This window comes from Streptomyces sp. Edi2 (assembly GCF_040253635.1).
Classification (GTDB): Bacteria; Actinomycetota; Actinomycetes; order Streptomycetales; family Streptomycetaceae; genus Streptomyces.
In genome coordinates this window covers 4,311,415-4,329,522 of sequence record NZ_JBEJGX010000003.1, presented here as the reverse complement: position 1 = coordinate 4,329,522, position 18,108 = coordinate 4,311,415, and the positions used below count along the sequence as shown (strand labels likewise).

Annotated in this window: 20 protein-coding genes and 1 pseudogene; 15 read left to right on the top strand and 6 right to left on the bottom strand. The window is 71.6% G+C overall.

Translation table 11 applies throughout. The features are described 5' to 3' along the window. Positions 1–152 precede the first annotated feature (152 nt). From ABR737_RS22455 to ABR737_RS22440, 4 genes are all read right to left on the bottom strand, one after another. The gene (locus tag ABR737_RS22455) at positions 153–1,355 is read right to left on the bottom strand and encodes a polysaccharide deacetylase family protein (RefSeq protein ID WP_350251897.1); all 1,203 of its coding nucleotides are present in this window, start codon (positions 1,353–1,355) and stop codon (positions 153–155) included. 224 nt (positions 1,356–1,579) lie between these two features. Next, on the bottom strand, positions 1,580–1,759 hold the full coding sequence (locus tag ABR737_RS22450; RefSeq protein WP_350251896.1) for a hypothetical protein: 180 nt from the start codon (positions 1,757–1,759) through the stop codon (positions 1,580–1,582). Between the two features lie 281 nt (positions 1,760–2,040). Next, complete coding sequence (locus ABR737_RS22445; protein WP_350251895.1) at positions 2,041–2,634, bottom strand: zinc ribbon domain-containing protein; 594 nt, start codon at positions 2,632–2,634, stop codon at positions 2,041–2,043. A 50-nt stretch (positions 2,635–2,684) separates the two neighbouring features. Continuing rightward, positions 2,685–3,407, bottom strand: a complete 723-nt coding sequence (locus ABR737_RS22440; RefSeq protein ID WP_350251894.1) for a helix-turn-helix transcriptional regulator — start codon at positions 3,405–3,407, stop codon at positions 2,685–2,687. Positions 3,408–3,542: 135 nt separating this feature from the next. Here ABR737_RS22440 and ABR737_RS22435 point away from each other — a divergent pair, with 135 nt between their 5' ends. From ABR737_RS22435 to ABR737_RS22400, 8 genes are all read left to right on the top strand, one after another. Then, positions 3,543–4,115 (top strand): DUF2231 domain-containing protein, encoded by a 573-nt coding sequence (locus ABR737_RS22435; protein WP_350251893.1) that lies wholly within the window; start codon positions 3,543–3,545, stop codon positions 4,113–4,115. 222 nt (positions 4,116–4,337) lie between these two features. Beyond that, on the top strand, positions 4,338–4,766 hold the full coding sequence (locus tag ABR737_RS22430) for a hypothetical protein (RefSeq protein ID WP_350251892.1): 429 nt from the start codon (positions 4,338–4,340) through the stop codon (positions 4,764–4,766). 1 nt (position 4,767) lies between these two features. Continuing rightward, positions 4,768–5,418, top strand: a complete 651-nt coding sequence (gene folE / locus ABR737_RS22425; protein ID WP_350251891.1) for a GTP cyclohydrolase I FolE — start codon at positions 4,768–4,770, stop codon at positions 5,416–5,418. Between the two features lie 103 nt (positions 5,419–5,521). Then, a complete protein-coding gene (locus ABR737_RS22420) occupies positions 5,522–5,923 on the top strand; it encodes an ArsC/Spx/MgsR family protein (protein ID WP_350251890.1) in 402 nt (133 codons plus the stop codon). Positions 5,924–6,191: 268 nt separating this feature from the next. Continuing rightward, positions 6,192–6,758: a carboxymuconolactone decarboxylase family protein gene (locus ABR737_RS22415; protein ID WP_350251889.1), complete on the top strand. Its 567-nt coding sequence runs from the start codon at positions 6,192–6,194 to the stop codon at positions 6,756–6,758. Further along, the gene (locus ABR737_RS22410; RefSeq protein WP_350251888.1) at positions 6,755–7,603 is read left to right on the top strand and encodes an RNA polymerase sigma-70 factor; all 849 of its coding nucleotides are present in this window, start codon (positions 6,755–6,757) and stop codon (positions 7,601–7,603) included. Before ABR737_RS22415 ends, ABR737_RS22410 begins: the two co-directional genes overlap by 4 nt. Positions 7,604–7,775: 172 nt before the next feature. Further along, positions 7,776–8,231 carry a GNAT family N-acetyltransferase gene (locus ABR737_RS22405; RefSeq protein WP_350251887.1) on the top strand — a complete coding sequence of 152 codons (456 nt, stop codon included), beginning with the start codon at positions 7,776–7,778 and terminating at the stop codon, positions 8,229–8,231. 7 nt (positions 8,232–8,238) lie between these two features. Next, positions 8,239–8,508: a hypothetical protein gene (locus tag ABR737_RS22400; RefSeq protein WP_350251886.1), complete on the top strand. Its 270-nt coding sequence runs from the start codon at positions 8,239–8,241 to the stop codon at positions 8,506–8,508. Here the strand turns inward: ABR737_RS22400 and ABR737_RS22395 are convergent. Then, complete coding sequence (locus tag ABR737_RS22395) at positions 8,505–8,690, bottom strand: hypothetical protein (protein ID WP_350251885.1); 186 nt, start codon at positions 8,688–8,690, stop codon at positions 8,505–8,507. The two genes, ABR737_RS22400 and ABR737_RS22395, sit on opposite strands and share 4 nt — an antisense overlap. A gap of 272 nt (positions 8,691–8,962) precedes the next feature. Here ABR737_RS22395 and ABR737_RS22390 point away from each other — a divergent pair, with 272 nt between their 5' ends. The 5 genes and pseudogenes from ABR737_RS22390 to ABR737_RS22370 form a co-directional block, all read left to right on the top strand. After that, entirely contained in the window at positions 8,963–9,214 is a 252-nt protein-coding gene (locus ABR737_RS22390; RefSeq protein WP_350251884.1) for a hypothetical protein, read from the top strand. After that, positions 9,211–9,909, top strand: a complete 699-nt coding sequence (locus ABR737_RS22385) for a hypothetical protein (protein WP_350251883.1) — start codon at positions 9,211–9,213, stop codon at positions 9,907–9,909. Before ABR737_RS22390 ends, ABR737_RS22385 begins: the two co-directional genes overlap by 4 nt. Further along, on the top strand, positions 9,906–10,409 hold the full coding sequence (locus ABR737_RS22380; protein ID WP_350251882.1) for a hypothetical protein: 504 nt from the start codon (positions 9,906–9,908) through the stop codon (positions 10,407–10,409). Before ABR737_RS22385 ends, ABR737_RS22380 begins: the two co-directional genes overlap by 4 nt. A gap of 318 nt (positions 10,410–10,727) precedes the next feature. Then, positions 10,728–11,459: a LamG domain-containing protein gene (locus tag ABR737_RS22375; protein WP_350251881.1), complete on the top strand. Its 732-nt coding sequence runs from the start codon at positions 10,728–10,730 to the stop codon at positions 11,457–11,459. 355 nt (positions 11,460–11,814) lie between these two features. After that, positions 11,815–12,360: pseudogene (locus tag ABR737_RS22370) on the top strand (sigma-70 family RNA polymerase sigma factor); the annotation flags it as partial. A 3-nt stretch (positions 12,361–12,363) separates the two neighbouring features. Here ABR737_RS22370 and ABR737_RS22365 read toward each other — a convergent pair. Continuing rightward, positions 12,364–13,302, bottom strand: a complete 939-nt coding sequence (locus tag ABR737_RS22365; protein ID WP_350251879.1) for a hypothetical protein — start codon at positions 13,300–13,302, stop codon at positions 12,364–12,366. A 358-nt stretch (positions 13,303–13,660) separates the two neighbouring features. On the opposite strand from ABR737_RS22365, the gene ABR737_RS43955 reads away from it, so the two are divergent. Further along, positions 13,661–16,582, top strand: coding sequence for an FtsK/SpoIIIE domain-containing protein (locus ABR737_RS43955; RefSeq protein ID WP_502964494.1), 2,922 nt, complete (start codon positions 13,661–13,663; stop codon positions 16,580–16,582). Continuing rightward, entirely contained in the window at positions 16,543–18,042 is a 1,500-nt protein-coding gene (locus tag ABR737_RS43950; protein WP_502964493.1) for an FtsK/SpoIIIE domain-containing protein, read from the top strand. The genes ABR737_RS43955 and ABR737_RS43950 overlap by 40 nt, the downstream gene beginning before the upstream one ends. Positions 18,043–18,108 lie beyond the last annotated feature (66 nt).

Below are 18,108 nucleotides of genomic sequence, written 5' to 3'. Positions count from 1 at the left end.
CGCGTGCCGCCGGTCATGAATGGGGATGAGCGAGGGGCTTCGATTCCCTAGGGGTTTTTGCGGAATGATCCGTGTATGGCATGGGGGAGGCGTAGGGGGCCGGCGGATTCCCCACCCAGGGTGAGGTGGGGGCGCTACCCCTCGCCATGCCCTCAGCCGCGTCCGCCTCCGGTGAACTTCTGGCCGACGCCGAGCCCGCGCAGGCCCGCGAGGACCTTGGGGTCCTGGGCGTCGAGCCAGTCGCAGAGTTGGCGGAAGGAGACCAGGCGGACGTCCTTGTGCTTGCCGCCGGCGATGTGCTTGATCGCTTCCTCGACGGCGTCCATGTAGATGCCGCCGTTCCACCGCTCGAAGTGGTTGCCGACGAACAGCGGGGCCCGGTTCGTGTCGTACGCCCGCTGGAAGCCGGCTATGTAGGCGTCGGTGGCTTCCTTGCGCCAGCGCGGGTAGTTGGCCGGCGGACCCTTGGTGGAGTTCTTGGACTGGTTGTACATCAGGTTGAAGTCCATCGAAAGGGTCTCGGAGTGCCCGGGGAACGGTACCGACTGGAGCGGGAAGTCCCAGATGCCCTGCTTTTTGGTGGGCCAGACCTGGAGGCCGCCGGGGGAGCTGGCGTCGTAGCGCCAGCCGCGCTTGCGCGCCGTGGGCAGCAGGTTGGCCTGGCCGAGCAGGCAGGGCGTACGGCCGCCGACGAGTTCCTTGCTGTAGTCGAACGGCAGCGCCTCGACATCGGTGAAGCCGGTGTTCGTCCGCCACTTGGTGACGAAGTCCACGGCCTGCTCTATCTCGGAGTCCCACTGGGCGGGGGTCCAGTGGGCGACCGTGCCCCTGCCTCCGCAGAAGTGGCCGTTGAAGTGGGTGCCTATTTCGTGGCCCTCCAGCCACGCCGCGCGCACGTTCTTCAGCGTTGCCTTGATGTGCTCATCGGTGAGGTAACCGATGTCGGAGGCGCCGACGGGGTTGTTCGGCGGACGGTAGAGGCGCTTCTTCGATTCGGGCAGCAGATACAGCCCGGAGAGGAAGAAGGTCATCGAGGCGTTGTGGTCCTTGGCGAGCTTCCGGAACCGCGGGAAGAGGCCGTTGCCCACCTCGCCCGCCCCGTCCCAGGAGAAGACCACGAACTGCGGTGGCTTCTGCCCCGGTGCCAGCTTCTCCGGTGCGGGCGGCTGGTTCGGCTGCTTTCCGGTGTACTCCGTGGAGCCGTCGCCTATCGGCTTGCCCTTCGCCGTCTGTCCGGGCTTGGATCCGACCTTGTCGGAACCCGACGACCCGGAAGGTGAGCAGCCGGCAACGGAGAGTGCGGCCGCCGCTCCGACCCCGAGTCCACATATGCCCCGGCGGCTGATGTCACGCATAACGGTACCCATCGCATTCGTTCGAAGTTCTGATACGGGGACGCCCGGAGAAATGGGGCGCCCGGAAAGACGGGGAGGCGGTTACCGAGGTTCCGCTTCGACCCGAGAAATAGAGAAGGAGGATTCTCGACGGAGTGGCGCGGGCTTCTTATTACGGCGCCGGCGACTTATTGCCCGAAGCCGTGGGAGGGGCCTCAAGAGGCGGCCCGGCACTCCGCAGTGAACTACGCGAGGGGTAACTCCGAGAAGGAGCAGGTCGCCGCCGCTTGCGCCGTGCCGCGCGGCAGCCCGTGCTGCTGCCCCTGCGGCTGCCTCAGCCTCAGCCCCTGTCCCAGCCCCAGCCCCTGTTCTGGCTTCGGGGCGTTCCCGGCGCGGTCGTCGTTGTCCGGCGTCGTCTTCTGCATGGCGTTCCCCCGTTCGCTGGGCGGGGCATAGAGCTGAACGCCTCAGCGGCCCCCTCAACCCACACCCTTGGACGCCCATGACTCTCGCGGAGATCGCTAGCGCACCGTTAACGCCTCACTAACAACCCTTGTGGTACGGACCTGCGTTGTGGAGGCGGGTGAGCGGCACCGGGGACAGGAGTCGGGGGCCGGGGACGGGGGGGGCAGGAGCCGGGTCCGGGGATGGGGGACAGGAGCCGGGGTCGGGGCGGGGGACAGGGGCCCGGCGTTTTTCGTGACGCTCAGGGATCAGGGGTGCTCGGCACCGCTTCACCGCACCAACTGCAGAAACGCGCTCCCGCTTCCGTCCTCGGGTGCCCGCAGGCCTGGCACACCGCTTCCGGAGCGCAGGGCGCCTCCCCGCGTTCTCCGTCTTCTCCGCTCTGCCTGCGGTCCCCGCTGTCCCTGCGGTCCCCGCTGTCCCCTCTGCCTCCGCCGTCTCCGCTGTCCCCGCCTTCCGCGGCGGTGCGGCCGCCGATGCTCAGACCGGGACGCCGCCGGTGGACGGTCAGGTAGGCCAGCCCGCGCGGACCCGCGACCAGCGCACGGTGCGCAGACTTCGGCAGCCATGCCACGACGCCGGGTTCCAGCGGCTGGGCCCTTTCGCCTGCGCCGTTGTCGAGCTGTCCGTCGCCCTCGACCACGAGCAGCAACACATCCAGTGCGGATTCGACATGACCGGCCACGGACGCGCCCGCAGGCAGCCGCACCAGGTTGGCGTCGAGCTGCCGGTTTCTCTGCGCCAGCCGCCACAGTGCGCCGCCCTGTTCCTCGGGTGCTGCGGCGAGACACGCGTCGAGAGCCACCAGCACCTGGGACGTCTCCTGGGCAGACAACCATGCCTCCTGCGGGCGAGTGACTGACGGGTCCCCTGGCGTGGCCGCCTTCACCCCTTGGCGGGGCCGAGCTGGACGCAGCATTCCCCGGGGCGGGGTGCCAGTACGGCCTCTACGCCGCTGACCTCCAGGCCCTGCAGGTAACCGGCGACGAAGGCGTGGTTCATGCCGCACACCAGGTCCGGGGCCTTGGCTGCCAGGGGGTGGAAGGGGCAGTTGCGCAGCCGGAGTTGGGTGGGGGTTTCGCGGACCGGCTCGAAGCCGTGCCGGTCGAGCATCCGCTCGCACACACTGAGGCCGCGTTCCGCGCCGAGCCGGCCAGGACGGGTGTGCTCCCGCTCGGTCTCGCCCAGTTCCCGGCCGCGCCGGCCGGCCGTACGCACCGCGGCGTCGGTGGCCATCTCCCCCTCGCCCTCGGTCACGACGGCCTCCAGCAGAAGGTCGGCCAGCAGCTCGTGGCGGCGGTCGGGGATGCTGACGCGGATCTCGCTGTCGGTGGGTTCGTAGACCTTGGGCTGGCGGCCGACCTTCCGGATTCCGCCGGGTGATTCGTACCGGGCGCGCAGCAGGCCGGCATCCACCAGCTTGTCGAGGTGGAAGGCGGCGAGCTTGCGCGAGATGCCCGCGCTGGCGGCCGCCTCGTCCCGGGTCACGGGGCGGCGCTGACGCCGGATGAACGCGAACATCTGCCGCCGGGAGTCCTCGCCGAGGACGCTGACGGAGTCGATCGCGGCGTCACCGGTAGGAGGCTGCGGCGTTGCATCGGAGCTCACCTCTTCACAGTAACGCGCACACCGATAGGTGCAACCACCGAATCTTCGTCCGGCACCGGCGACTGGCTGGGTCTCTTGACGCCCTCTCCGAATAAGACCAATACTTGTTGGCGAAACTAGAGAGGGGTGGTCGGCATGGTGGAGCCGTCACACGAGGGGGCCAAACGACCGGTGAGCGCCGCGCCGGCCGGCCCGTACGGGCACCCGTTCCATCCGCTCCTGGTGACCGTCCCGATCGGGGCATGGGTGGGCAGCCTGGTCTTCGACGTCGCCTCTCACCTCGTACGCCACCCGGATTTCCTGGCCCGCGGAGCGCAGTGGCTCATCGCCCTCGGGGTGGTCGGCGCACTGGCCGCGGCGCTGGTCGGCTTCCTGGACCTGTTCGCGATCCCGCCCGGGACCCGGGCGTTCCGCGTCGGTCTGCTGCACATGGCGCTGAACCTGCTGGTGACCACCGCCTACGCAGGGAACTTCCTGTGGCGGTACGCGAACCATGGGCCGCAGCAGGGCGGCGTCGGGGGCGGCATGCTCGCCTTGAACGCCGTGAGCCTCGTGGTGCTGGGCGTCTCGGGCTACCTGGGCGGCAAGCTCGCCTACCGCTACGGAGTGCGCGTCGCCGACGAGACCACTCAGGCCGAGGGCTTTGTCCTCACTCGCCGCGGCCCGGGACGGCGGGACGGCGGTACGGCTGACGGGCGGGCCGGCTGACGGGCGGGCCGGCGGGCCAGCTCAGCGGCGGACCGGCTGATCGGCTCACCGGCCGACCACTTTCCCCGGCGTGGCCGTGCGCAGTCGCCGTCCCAGGCCCAGGCCCAGTCGCCGTCCCAGTCGCAGTCGTGGCCCCCGTCCCAGTCCTTGTCCCGGTCCCGGTCCCAGCCGTGGCCGCAGTTGCCACTCACCTCACCCATGAACCACCCACGAGGAGTCCTCATGGCCATCGCCGCACTGATCACCTGGGTGATCACCGCTCTCGGCGGCTTTTACATGCTCGGTACCTGGCTCTCCCGCGCAGGCGCCAAGGCCGGTAACAGCCGGCTGCCCGTCCCCGTCGTCTTCGGGCATTTCGCGCTCGCCGCGGTCGGTCTGGTCGTCTGGATCGGCTATGTGATCACCGACAAGGACGTACTGGCCTGGACCGCCTTCGGCCTGCTGGTGCCCGTCGCCCTGCTCGGCTTCACGATGCTGGCCCGGTGGATCCCCGTGTACCGGGCGCGGGCCGCCGCCCCGGCCGCCGCGGAGGAGCAGTCCGGGCCCGCCGAGCGGTACTTCCCCGTGCCGGTGGTGGCCGGGCACGGGCTGTTCGCCGTCGTCACCGTCGTCCTGGTACTGCTCACCGCCCTCGGCATCGGTGGCAGCTGACATGACCCAGCATCCCCGCACCGCCTTGCACCGGGCCCCCGACGACCCGGACGCAGCGATACCCGCCCCGGCCGCGCTGCGTGTCGTCCACAAAAGCGGCGGCACCGACCTTGCCGCCGCCGAACGCGCTGCCGGGCAGTTCCTGCACGCGCTCGGCATCAGCACCGAGACCGAGAGCCTGCGCGGGACGCCGGGGCGCATGGCCCGCGCCTACGCCGAGCTGTTCAGCCCCCGGCCGTTCGACCTGACCACCTTCCCGAACGACGAGGGCTATGACGAACTCGTCCTGGCCCGCAGCATTCCTGTGCGCTCGGTGTGCGAGCACCATCTGCTGCCGTTCGTCGGCACCGCCCACGTCGGCTACCTGCCGGGCGGGCGGATCCTCGGTCTGTCGAAACTGGCCCGTGTCGTCGAGCACTTCGCCTGCCGCCCGCAGGTCCAGGAACGCCTCACCAAGCAGATCGCCGACTGGCTGCAGACCCAGCTGGAGCCCAAGGGCGTAGGGGTCGTCATCGAAGCGGAACACACCTGTATGACCCTGCGCGGTGTCCAGGCCACCGGCTCCAGCACCCTCACCTCCACCCTCCTGGGGACACTGCGCAGCGACGCCCGCTCACGTGCCGAGTTCCTGGCCCTGGCCGGCCTCACCTGACCTGCCCTGATCTGACCTCGCCTGACCTGACCTGACCTGACACGACCTGACACGACCCTGCGGGGCGTTGCTCCGCCCGACAAGGAACCGAAAGACCGACACGATGGAAATCTGGATCAATCCCGCCTGCTCCAAGTGCCAGTCCGCGCTGACGCTGCTCGACGCGGAAGAGGCGCAGTACACGGTGCGGTACTACCTGGAAGACCCGCCGACCGTGCAGGAGCTCGGCGTGGTGCTGCAGCGCCTGGCACTGGAGCCGTGGGACATCACGCGCCTCGGCGAGCCGGCCGCAGCCGAACTGGGCCTCGCGGCGTGGCCGCGTGAAGCCGCGGACCGCCCCCGCTGGATCGAGGCGCTGGCCGCCCACCCCACCCTGATCCAGCGTCCGATCATCACGGCCGACGAAGGAGCCGGAGGAGCCGGAGGAACCGAAGGAGCCGAAGGCGACCGAGCAACCGCCGTCGTGGGCCGGTCGCCGGAGTCGGTGCGCTCCATCCTGCCGTAGGGGCTCCACCGGGGCGGGTGGGTTGCGCCGTAGGGATGTGGATCTGTGGGCGGGGGGGATCGGCCTACCGCGCACCGGGCCGCCGACCAGCCGCACCGGGCCGACGACCGACCGCACCCGGACCGACGACCGGCCGCCCCCACCCGGCGCCGATGTCACACTCCCCCCGCCCGCCCTGTCACATCTCCGGAAGTCCTGGGAACCCCTGCTCACCCCCGCTCGACAGACGCTCGTCGAGTCACGGGTACGACACGATGGAGAACCTGACATGGCCCGCATCTCGCTCACACCGCCCCACACCCTGCTCAACCGCCTGGGCGCCTGGTACTCCCGGCGCACCTACGGCAAGGTGCTCGACCCCGGCCTGGCCGTCGGCCACAACGCGCGGGTGCTGCTCACCTACGTCCGGCAGGAGCGCGGTGCCGCCAAGTGGAACAGCCTCGATCCCGGCCTCAAGCACCTCGCGGTCATGGCCGCGGCGGCCAGGATCAACTGCTCGTGGTGCATGGACTTCGGCCACTGGGCGGCCGACTCCCTCGGGCTCCCGGCGGACATGGTCACCAAGGTCACCAAGGTCCCGCAGTGGCGCGACAACCAGGACGCCTTCACTGAGCTGGAACTGCTCGTCCTCGACTACGCCGAAGCCATGACCGAGACCGAACCCCGGGTCACCGACGAGCTCGCCGCCGCCCTGACCGGACGGCTCGGTGAGGCCGCCTTCGTCGAACTCACCGCCATGGTCGCCCTGGAGAACTACCGCTCGCGGATGAACCGGGCCTTCGGCCTGACGAGCCAGGGCTTCTCGGACGCCTGCGCGGTAGCGTCACGAGAGTGATCGACGCGACCGCCTTCGAACAACACCGGCGCATGCTGTTCGGTATCGCCTACCGCATGCTCGGCAGTGTCGCCGACGCCGAGGACCTGGTGCAGGACACCTGGCTCCGGTGCAGCCAGGTGTCCACCCCTGTGCATAACCCGGCCGGTTATCTGGCCCGTACGGTCACCAACCTCGCGATCAACCGGCTCACCTCGGCCGCCGCAACCCGCGAGCAGTACGTCGGGCCCTGGCTGCCCGAACCCCTGGTCACCCAGCCCGACGCCGGCGAGGAGGTGGAGCTGGCCGAGTCGGTCTCCCTCGCCCTGCTCGTCGTGCTCGACCACCTCTCGCCGCTGGAACGAGCGGTCTTCGTGCTCAAGGAGGCCTTCGGCTACTCCTTCAAGGAGATCGCCGCCATGCTGGAGCGCAGCGAGGCCTCCGTACGGCAGGTCGGCCACCGGGCCAGATCACACGTCCGGGCCCGCCGGCCGCGCTACGACACACCGGCCGAGGTGCAGCGACAGGTCACCGATGAGTTCCTGGCCGCCTGTCTCGGCGGCGACCTCAACCGGATGATGGAATTGCTCGCCCCCGACGTGACGGCGTGGAGCGACGGCGGCGGCAAGGTGAAGGCCGCCGTCCGCCCCCAGCGCGGCGCGGACAAGGTCGCCCGCTTCCTCGCCGCCGTGGTCACCCAGCCGGTGGACGACCCCCGGGTCCATGCGGTGAACGTCAACGGCCGGCCGGGCCTGCTGCTCACCGTCGCGGGCCGCCCCGACACCGTCGCCTGCGCGGAGGTCGTGGACGCACGCATCACCGAGATCCACATCATCCGCAACCCGGACAAGCTGCAACACCTGTGAGCCGGTGCCGTGCCTGAGAGTGGCCAGGGCGTTCACGCGGAAAGCTCTCCGAGGCCGGGGGTGCCCCCGCGTCCTGTGTGGCGTCTGACGGCGGCCGTGACGACGTGGCCGGACATCAGGCGCTGAGGGATGGCACCCGCAGCAACGGCAGCTCCGAAGAAAGGTGAAGACGTTGAAGATAGTCGTAGATGACCTCTCCGGCCCTGAGATCGCCCGGTTCCTCCAGGAGCACGTCGAGCAGATGCGGTCCCTCACGCCGTTGGAGAGCAAGCACGCCCTCGATCTCGACAGCCTCCGTGCGCCCGGCATCACGTTCTGGTCGGTCTCGGACGGCGACAGTCCGGTGGGCTGCGGCGCGCTCAAAAGGCTGGACGCGGGGCACGCCGAGCTGAAGTCGATGCGGACCCGGCCGGCGCGACAGAGGAGCGGGGTCGCCTCCCTGCTGCTGGAGCACATCATCGCCGAGGCGCGGCGGATGCACTTCACCCGGCTGAGCCTGGAGACCGGCGCGGGCGAGTTCTTCCTGCCTGCGCGGCGGCTGTACGAGAAGTTCGGGTTCCGGGAGTGCGCACCGTTCGCGGACTACCGGCCCGACCGGAACAGTACGTTCATGACGAGGGCGCTGTAAGCACCTCGTGGTCAGTGCCTGGCCGTACGACAGCGACTCCAGCTCATCCAGGCGCTCGTACGCCCCCTTGGCCGCCGCGGCGAAGGCAGCCACGAACTCGGTGCGGACCTGCGCCCATGCCTCGTGCTCGCCCAGTCCGCGCAGCGCGCTGGGCACGATCCGCCACTCGCCCGTCCTGTGCTGGTACACGATGTGCTTGGCCGCGCTGCCGCCGCGGATGCTGCCGAAATGGTCGGTGCCGTACTCCATCAGCCAGCAGAAGGAGTATCCGCCCTAACGGCCCGCGGGCCCCAGTGCGTACCGGTCCAGCGACAGCGTTTCCCAGCTCTCCAGCGGAAACTCCGCCAGCACATGCTGCCGCTCCTTCTCGGCCCGGCCGGCGGCCCACCCGGCTGTCTCCCGGTCAAAATCCGCGATGCGCGACGCGAGCCCGTCCCTGAAATTGCGCCCCTCAGTCATGCGCGGATTCTTCGGCATCCGGTCCGGCCAAGCTTCTCAGAGCGGCTCGGCACCGGACCACTGGCCAGGGCTTCCGTAGGGGCCGGGCGACGGCGGCAGGCACCGAACCCGCGCTCCGGACTTGGCCGCCGCCGGTCACAACAGCAGGCCAGTCCCGGCCCCAGGCTCCCCTTGTGCCCATCGGCTGCCGATAGCCTCGCAGGCCCGGGGCCGCAGCCTTCCTCCTCAGTGGCCCTCTCACCGACACGGCATCAGAATGAGGAGTCGTTCACGTGATGGTCTTAGCCCAGTTCCTTTCCCAGTTTCTCCCCAGCGAGGTCAAGAGCCGACGCGCCTACCTGATCTCCTGCGTGCTCGCCGCTGTCTTAGCCGGTCTCGTCGTTGCCTCCCTCGCCCGATTCTTCGCGCAGCCCACCACCGAGACCACCCTGTGGTGGGCCATCGGCGCCGGCGGCTGTGTGGCAGCGGGATACCTTCTCGCCTACCCCTTCGCCAGGAAGAAGCTGGCGAAGAAGGAACAATGACGCGCAGTGTCGTCGGAGTCGACCATCCGGCGGCCTCCGGCAACAACTCAGCCAGCGCCAACATTCGGGCCGCCGAACTTGCCGCAAGGGCCGGCACATCCCTTCCGGCGCCCGTCCGTATGCCCTGGCCCGGCCTGCTCGCCGAGTACCTCAAGGACAGCACCGACACGGTTTGGCCGGTTGGCGCGAAGCGAAAACAGATGCACATGCTCTTCGGCCTCATCGGGCACGCCGTCGCCGCCGTTGAGGGCCGGTCCCTCCACCTGACCTGCGGCCTCAAGCCCACCACCGGAGCTGATCTCCTGTCGTGGCTCTCGGACCGGCTGCGGGTCTCCAGCACCGTCCGCGCGAATCTGCCGTACTTCGCCCCGCCGGACGAACGGACCACGTATCTCCAAGCCCTGCGCAAGGAGTTCACCGACGCTCTGCACGAGGGGGTGATCGAGGAGTTCATCAATGCACGGGGGAGCACGGATCCAGGCCGGCCGATGCCGTCACTGCCGTTTGTGGACGGCATCCCCGCGGACGGGAGCCTGAGCGTCCGGCTCACCGCTGCCGGAGCCTGGTACGGCGTGGGCGAGGACGGCCACGTCGTGTTCAGCGCCGGCGGCCAGGAGTGGACGTTCAGCAGGCCGGTCCTGGCCGTGATCCAGGCTGCTCGGTGTGGGCGACTGGTCTGCACTACGAGTTCGTGACGAGTCCGCCGGTGGCCAAGAGCCCGGTACTGCACCCACGCCACCATCTCGCAGACCTCCCGGACAGCTGGTGGCAGAGCCTCCACCAGGCACTGGCGCACCTCGCGCGCGTCCGCACGGACCGTCAGGCGGTGCGCGAGCAGTACATCCGGCGCCGGGTCCCGGAGTTCACCGGTGTCACCCCCGGCGGGATCACCTGGGCCACGGCCCACGGCGACCTCCACTGGGCCAACCTCACCGGCCCGCAACTGACCCTTCTGGACTGGGAAAGCTGGGAAGCGGCGCCCCTCGGCTACGACGTCGCACACCTCTACCTGCACTCCCTGCCCGTGCCGGACGTCGCCGAGCGGGTCCGCAAGGAGTTCGCCCGTGTACTGGACAGCCCGGCCGGCCGCATCGGGGAGCTGACCGCCTGCACGGAAATCCTGCAAGCCGCTCCGCGAGTGCCGTTCTACGCCGAACTGGCCGGCGGTGTGCGGCAGCACCTCAGCCGGTTGTAGGAGGCAGGGTCCCGAACGCAACCGGAACGGTCGTCGGACGACGATTCCGCGCTGCCGAACCACCCCAACGAACCCTGCGGAACCACTCATTCCGCCGTTTCGCCGCATGTTCCGGTGCAGGTCAGCACATTAAGGGGCCCCACCTGTGCGGTCGCACCCGCCTGTCAGACTTTGGGTGCACGTTGAACCACTTCCGGAACGGACACGTGGTCTCCAGTGACACCTATAGCTGTATGCCGTACGTCCCGGGGAGATTCATGACGCGCAGATGGTCGCTCATCACCACGATTGCCGTACTGGCCGTCGCGCTGGCCTTTGTTGCCGTCCAACTGGTGCGCGGGCAGGGGGCCGGGGAGGCCGGGAAGGAGCAGGCCGGGGGAAGCCGGCCGGGGGAAGCCGGCCGGGCCGGGGCCGAGTTCCGGGGCCGAGTCGCTGCGTGGCATCGGGTGGTGGCCCCTGCACCGGTCGGGTACCGCGAAGGCGGGTGAGCACGACGCCGTCGTCACTGACGGCGGGCAGTGGACCGACAGCCCCGAGGGCGGCGCCCTGCGGCTGGACGGCACCAGCGCATACGCGGACACCGGTACCCGGCTCGACACCGCCGGCAAGGACTACTCGGTCGCCGCACGGGTGCGGCTCACCCCCGAGGACATGAACGGCTTCCACACCGTGCTGTCCCAGGACGGCGACCAGGCCAGCACGTTCTACCTCCAGTACTCCGGACCGGACCAGAACTTCGCCTTCAGTTTCACCGGCGCCCGTACCGTCGCGGAGAAGGCCGAGCAGCCGCAGGCCGGCCACTGGTACCACCTCACCGGTACGTACCGCCAGAAGGACCACCGGATGCGGATCTACGTGGACGGCCGGCCGGCGGGAGAAAGGGAGGCCGCCGGCACCGTGAAGCCCACCGGTGATGTGGTGGTCGGACGCGGCAAGTTCGGCGGGAAGGCGGCCGACCACTGGAAGGGCGCTGTCTCCGATGTGCACCTCTACGACCGGGAACTGACGCCCGGTGAGGTGAAGTCGCTTTCCTCCCACGAACCGGACTGACGGCGGTACCGGGGCGGGTTCACCGCCGCCGCGGGCCGGCGGACACGCCGCACGGAGCGCATGACTGCTCGCGGCGGCGCCCGTCGGCCTGCCCGCGGCCGGCGGTATCCGTCTTCCCCCCACAGACGAACCGGAGAGGAAAAGGCCCTTGTCGGCCAGTGCTTCGACCGAAGACTGCACAGCCCGCCCCGACGCCACGGAACTCCACCCCCACACCACGGAGTCCCGTTCTGACGTTACGGAGTCCCGTCCTGACGACACGGGACTCCCGTCCGACGTCACAGAACTCCGCCCCCATGCCACGGAGTCCCGTCCCGAGGTCGCGGAACTCCGTCCCGACGCCACGGAGTTCCGTCCTCACGCCGCCGATCTCCACCCGGACGAATTCCTCAGAGCCCTCTACCAGTTCCACGGCAGCGCGCTGCTGCAGTTCGCCGCGCGGCGGCTGGGGGGCGACTGGCACCGCGCCGAGGACGTCCTCCAGGAAGTAGCCATACGCGCCTGGCGCCACGCCGGGGACCTGGACCCGACCGCGGATTCGGTGCGGCCGTGGCTGTTCACCGTGCTGCGCAACCTCGTCATCGACGGTCACCGGGCCCGCCAGGCCAGACCGCCCGAGGCCGGCGACCCCGAACTCGCCCACCTCCCGGTCTCCGACGGCGTGGACCACATCCTCACCTCCCAGGTGCTCATCGAGGCGCTGCGGGACCTGCGGCCCCCGCAGCGCGAGGTCCTGCTGCACGTGCACTACCTGGGGCGCAGCGTCAACCAGACGGCCCGGGTGCTCGGTGTGCCGCCGGGCACGGTCAAGTCGCGGACGTACTACGCCGCCCGGGCCCTGCGGGAGGCGCTGCACAGCCGCGGGCTGCAGGCGGGCGGCCGTGACCGGGCCGCCGGATAAGACTCAGAAACGCCCCGCGTGCCGGGTGATCTCCAGGCCGAGCGGTCCGGTGTCGAGCGAGCCGTCCGCACGGGCCTGCCACGGCCACCCGGCGGGCGCGTCGCCGAGCACCAGCAGCGCGTCCCCGCGCCGCAGGCCGTCCAACGCCCCGGCCCGCCGCGGGAGCTGTGAGGCGTCCACGACGAACAGGTGCGGTGCCTCGCCCTGGACGGCGATCCGGCTGCTGCCCTCGATCAGCCGGAAGACCTGGGTGACGTCGGACGCTCCGGGCTCCGGCGCTCCCGGGGCCGCCGATGCCGCCCTGGCGAACGCCTCCTCCAGGCTGGCCGCGGTGTGCAGCCGCGAGGTCCGCGGCGCGTCGCCGGGCATGAAGCCGTCGCGGGCCAGGGACCCCACCAGGGTGACCTCGGCGAGCGCGCCCACCGGGCCGGCCAGCGCCTCGGCGACGACGGCCCGCGCCAGGCTGCGCACCTCCTCGTCCGGACCCGTCACGGAGACGGGTCCGCCCGCCCGGGAGAGGTCGATCAGTACCCGGTCGGCGCCGTTCAGGCCCACCGTCACGGTCAGCGCGTACGGCAGGGCCGGTTCGCCCTCCGGGCCGGGGCGGTGCAGGTCGTCGGGCGAGATCGTCCAGCGCTCGCCGTCCGCCTCGGCGTTCCAGGGCGCGGGGGCGGTCTCCTCCGCGCCGGCCAGCAGCAGTCCGAGGCGTTCTTCGGAGTAGACGACGGCGTACAGGTCGGGCAGCGACCGGCCGGAGCGCAGGCATTCGCCCGTCAGCCGGCGCAGGCCGGCGTTGACCACGTCCAGCGCCTCCCGCCCCGTGACGGAGGCCGAGGCTTCGGCGGGCTTCGGCGGGCGGGGCCGCCGCTCGGTGACGATCAGCGCGGCCACCGCCCCGATCAGCGCCAGCCCCAGCACCACGGCCAGGACGTACCAGATCATCTTCTGACTCCTTGTCGGGACGCCCCGGCGGCGGAGCCGGGACGGGCGGAAGCGGGGGCGGCACCACGGCAGAGTCGCGGTGCCCTGTACCCGAAGGCCACTACGGAGCCCGCCCGCGGATGGTTCACGGGGATGGGTCACGACGGATGGTGCGCGGACGGTGGATGGCGCACGGACGATCGGCGGACCGGTGGCGGACGAGCCACGACGGGCCACGGACGAGCCACGGACGCACCACGCACATATCGGTGAACCATCCGGGGCCAGGGGCCGTAGGTCCCGTCAGTGGCACGGGAGCCCTCGCGAGGGCTCCCGCGGCTCCCCATTCACGCCGGCTGGAGGACGTTTCGTGTCGTTGATGTTGACCGTGGTCGAGGGGGACGGTGACGCCTTCGACGTCCACCTCGACGCCGACCCCGAGACGCCCGTGGGGGCCGTCGCGGAGGCGCTGGCCGGGGCGGGGGGCGTCCACCGGCCGCCGGAGGGCCTTGGCCTGTACGCCGGCGACCGGCTGCTCCCCGCTGACCTGCTGCTGCGGGACTCGCCGCTGCGCCACGCGGCCGTCGTCGGCCTGGGCCGCCCGGCGGGCACCGCGTCGTCCGAGCCGGACGGGCTGGTGGAGATCCGTGCGGTCGGCGGGACCGGGGCGGGCGCGGTGCACCGGCTCGACATCGGCGAGTACCGGATCGGGCTGGCCCACGACGGGACCGCCCAGGTGCTGCGCGCCGTATCGGACCGGCCGTGCGCCGTCCTGACGGTGGGCCCCGGCGGACGCTGCCGGGTGGCGCCCGACGCGTCGGCCGCGCCGGACGGCACAGCCCCGCAACTGGACCGCGAGGAGCTTGCCGGGGCCACCGCCTGGCCGGCCGGCGCACAGCTCCTCGTCGGCGGCTGCCTGCTCGAACTCGCCCTCCCGCAGCGGCCGGACGCGGCCGTGCAGCTGTCGGAGGACGGCACCGGCTGGGACTACAACCGGCCGCCGCGGCTGCGGCCGGCCAAGACCGCCACCCACTTCACCCTGCCCTCCCCGCCCGGGTCGCCCGCCGCCCGTCCGCTCCCGTGGATCACCGCGGCCGCACCGCTGGTGATGGCGGGCGTCGGGGCGCTGGCCTTCGGCCGTATGCAGATGCTGTTCTTCGGACTGCTCTCCCCCGTCGTGATCCTCGGCAACTACCTGGTGAGCCGGCGCAGCGGACGCCAGTCGCACTCCGAGACGGTCGCCGCCTACGAGGAGAAGAAGGCGCGCATCGAGGGCGACGCGGAGCAGGCCCTGACGGCCGAACGCACCGCCCGGCGCCGTGGCTTCCCCGACCCGGCCGAGGTCGTCCTGACCGCCGTCGGCCCCCGGCGCCGCCTGTGGGAGCGCCGCACCTCGGACGCCGACTTCCTGGAACTGCGCATCGGGACCGCCGACCTGCCCTCCGAGGTGGTGCTGACGGACCCGACCAAGGACGAGCACCGTCGCCAGGACCCGTGGACCGCGTACGACGTCCCGGTGACCGTCCCGCTGCGCGAGCACCACGTCATGGGCATCGCGGGACAGGGCCCGGCCGCGCGCGCCGTGGCCCGCTGGGCGGTCGCCCAGGCCGCCGTCCTGCACAGCCCCCGCGACCTCCAGATCCACCTGCTGACCACCGGCGAACAGGGCCGCGACGGCTGGTCCTGGCTGCGCTGGCTGCCGCACGTGCGCAAGAAGTCCGGCGACACCCCGGCCAGCATCGGCTACGGCACGGAGACCTCGGCCCGGCGCGTCGCCGAACTCACCGCGATGATCGCCGAGCGCGCCGCGGAGGGCGAAGGGCGCAACCGGGCCATGGGCCCCGACGTGCTCGTCATCCTCGATGGCGCCCGCAGGCTGCGTTCGCTGCCCGGCGTCGCGCAGATCCTGCGCGACGGACCGGCCGTCGGCATCCGCGCCCTCTGCCTGGACGCCGAGGAGCGGCTGCTGCCCGAGGAGTGCCTCGCCGTCGTCGCCGAGGAGCCCGGCGGCACCGTACGCGTGGGCCGTTCCGGAAGGCGCACCGTCGGGGGCATCCGGCCCGACACCGTCTCCATGGACTACTGCCGCTCGCTGGCCCGCGCCATGGGCCCGCTGCGGGACTCGGGCAGCGGCGACCAGGAGGCCGCGGTGCTCCCCGGCTCCGCGCGACTGCTCGACGTGCTCTCCCTCGACCCGCCGCGGGCCGAGGGCATCCGGGCGCGCTGGCTGGCCGGGGGCCGCTCGACCCGGGCCGCCGTCGGCGTCTCCCTCGACGGCCCGTTCCACCTGGACCTGAAGCGCGACGGCCCGCACGGCCTCGTCGCCGGCACCACCGGCTCCGGCAAGTCCGAACTCCTCCAGACGCTGGTCGCCTCGCTCGCCGTGGCGAACCGTCCGGACGCCATGACGTTCGTCCTCGTCGACTACAAGGGCGGCTCCGCGTTCAAGGACTGCGTCGACCTGCCGCACACCGTCGGCATGGTCACGGACCTCGACGCCCACCTCGTCGAGCGCGCCCTCGTGTCCCTCACCGCGGAACTCACCCGCCGCGAGCACATCCTCGCCGCGGCCGGCGCCAAGGACATCGAGGACTACGTCGACCTCCTGGAGCGCGAACCGGGCGCGGGCCGCGACCCGATGCCCCGGCTCCTCATCGTCATCGACGAGTTCGCCTCGATGGTGCGCGACCTGCCGGACTTCGTGAAGGGCCTGGTCAACATCGCCCAGCGGGGCCGCAGCCTCGGCATCCACCTGATCCTCGCCACCCAGCGTCCCAGCGGCGTCGTCTCCTCGGAGATCCGCGCCAACACCAACCTGCGCATCGCGCTGCGCGTGACGGACTCCGGCGAGAGCCAGGACGTCCTCAACTCCGGTGAGGCCGCCGGGATCTCGCAGAGCAACCCCGGCCGCGCCTACGTCCGCCTCGGCCAGAACTCCCTCGTGCCGTTCCAGTCCGGACGCGTCGGCGGCCGCCGCCCCGGGCGGCGGCGACCTCGCTGCCCGCGCCCTGGGCCGTGGCGGTCGGCTGGGAACGCCTCGGCGAGCCGCTCCCGGCCCGGCCTCGCGCCGCGGCCGCGCCCGCCGACGTGGAGACCGACCTCACCGGACTCGTCACGGCGATCCGCGAGGCGGACCAGCAGATGGGCATCCCCGCCCAGCACAGCCCCTGGCTCCCGCCGCTGCCCGAGATCCTCGTCACCGGCGAGCTGCCCCCGCCGCCGCCCTCGGACTACGACCTGGCGCCCGTCGCGTACGGCGTCGTGGACCTGCCCGCACAGCAGGCCCGGCAGGCCCTGCTGATCGACCCGGCGACCCTCGGGCACCTGCACATCATCGGCTCGCCCCGCCACGGCAGGTCGCAGACGCTGCGCACCATCGCCGGCAGCCTGGCCCTCGCCCACTCCGCCGACAAGCTGCACATGTACGGCATCGACTGCGGCAACGGCGCGCTGCTGCCCATCGAGGGCCTGCCGCACTGCGGCGCCATCACCCAGCGCACCCAGCCCGACCGGGTGGCCCGGCTGCTCGCCCGGCTCACCGACGAGCTGGGCCGACGCCAGGAGATGCTCGCCGCGCGCGGCAGCGCCGACCTGGCGGAGCTGCGCCGCGCCCTGCCGGAGGCCGAACGGCCGCCGCACATCGTGCTGTTCATCGACCGCTGGGAGGTGTTCGACAAGCAGCTCGGCGAGTACGACTCCGGGAACCTGCTGAACTCCGTCCTCACCCTGCTCAGGGACGGCGCGAGCGTCGGCATCCACCTGCTGATGACCGGCGACCGCGCGCTGTTCTCCAGCCGCGTCAACGGCTCCACCGAGGACAAGCTCGTCCTCAAGCTGAACGAGAAGTCCGAGTACGGGCAGATCGGCATCACCCAGCGCAACGTGCCCGACGAGATCCCGCCGGGCCGCGCCTTCCGCGCCGCCGACAAGGCGGAGGTGCAGATCGCGCTCCTCACGCAGAACCCGGAGGGCCAGGCGCAGGCCGGGGCGCTCCAGCAGATCGCGGAGCAGTGCCGCGAGCGGGCGGCGGGCCTCCCGGCCACCACACGGCCGTTCCGCGTCGACACGCTGCCGGACCGGCTCACCTGGGAGCAGGCGATCCAGTACGTGCCGCGGCCGCTGCCGTCGCCGCGGTGGGCCCTGTCCGGTGTCGGCGGCGACGAACTCACGGCGTTCGGCCCCGACTTCTCCGTCACGCCGACCTTCATCGTCGCCGGGCCCGCCCGTTCGGGACGCAGCACAGTCCTGGCGACGCTGGCCATGTCGCTGCTCTCGGTCAGGACGCCCCTCGTCATCGGCGCGCCCGCCAGGTCGCCGCTGCGCCGGCTCGCCGGACGGCCCGGGGTCCTCGCGGTGTTCGACGACTCCGACATCGACCCCACGGCCCTCGAACAGGCGCTGGCCGCTGCGCCGAAGGGCGCCGTGGTGATCCTGGACGACGCCGACCTGCTGCTGAAGTCGAAGGCGGAGTCGGTCCTCACGCCGATCGCCAAGTCCGGCGCCGAGACGGGCCGGGGCCTGATCCTCGCGGGGCAGACCGACCGGCTCTCCTCCGGCTTCTCCGGCTGGCACACCGAGGCCCGCCGCAACCGGACGGGGCTCCTGCTCAAGCCGCAGAACATGAGCGACGGCGAACTGATCGGCGTCAAGATCCCCCGCAGCCGCCTGGGCGCGACCCGCCCCGGGCGGGCGATCCTGCACCTGGGCGACGGGACGCTGCGGACGGTTCAGGTCCCGGAGACGGTCCTGCCCGGCAGCTGACCCGACGGGGACGGCATGCGCGAGGGCCTCGCACCGGCTTCGGCCGGTGCGAGGCCCTCGCGCTGT

What these genes read in the sequence shown, in the direction of transcription:
- ABR737_RS22395 (WP_350251885.1), bottom strand. Translation starts at nt 8,690, where the DNA reads ATGACTGAGGGGCGCAATTTCAGGGACGGGCTCGCGTCGCGCATCGCG.
- ABR737_RS22420 (WP_350251890.1), top strand. Translation starts at nt 5,522, where the DNA reads ATGGAAATCTGGATCAATCCCGCCTGCTCCAAGTGCCAGTCCGCGCTG.
- ABR737_RS22450 (WP_350251896.1), bottom strand. Translation starts at nt 1,759, where the DNA reads ATGCAGAAGACGACGCCGGACAACGACGACCGCGCCGGGAACGCCCCG.
- folE (WP_350251891.1), top strand. Translation starts at nt 4,768, where the DNA reads ATGACCCAGCATCCCCGCACCGCCTTGCACCGGGCCCCCGACGACCCG.
- ABR737_RS43955 (WP_502964494.1), top strand. Translation starts at nt 13,661, where the DNA reads ATGTTGACCGTGGTCGAGGGGGACGGTGACGCCTTCGACGTCCACCTC.
- ABR737_RS22435 (WP_350251893.1), top strand. Translation starts at nt 3,543, where the DNA reads ATGGTGGAGCCGTCACACGAGGGGGCCAAACGACCGGTGAGCGCCGCG.
- ABR737_RS22455 (WP_350251897.1), bottom strand. Translation starts at nt 1,355, where the DNA reads ATGCGTGACATCAGCCGCCGGGGCATATGTGGACTCGGGGTCGGAGCG.
- ABR737_RS22385 (WP_350251883.1), top strand. Translation starts at nt 9,211, where the DNA reads ATGACGCGCAGTGTCGTCGGAGTCGACCATCCGGCGGCCTCCGGCAAC.
- ABR737_RS22365 (WP_350251879.1), bottom strand. Translation starts at nt 13,302, where the DNA reads ATGATCTGGTACGTCCTGGCCGTGGTGCTGGGGCTGGCGCTGATCGGG.
- ABR737_RS22430 (WP_350251892.1), top strand. Translation starts at nt 4,338, where the DNA reads ATGGCCATCGCCGCACTGATCACCTGGGTGATCACCGCTCTCGGCGGC.
- ABR737_RS22415 (WP_350251889.1), top strand. Translation starts at nt 6,192, where the DNA reads ATGGCCCGCATCTCGCTCACACCGCCCCACACCCTGCTCAACCGCCTG.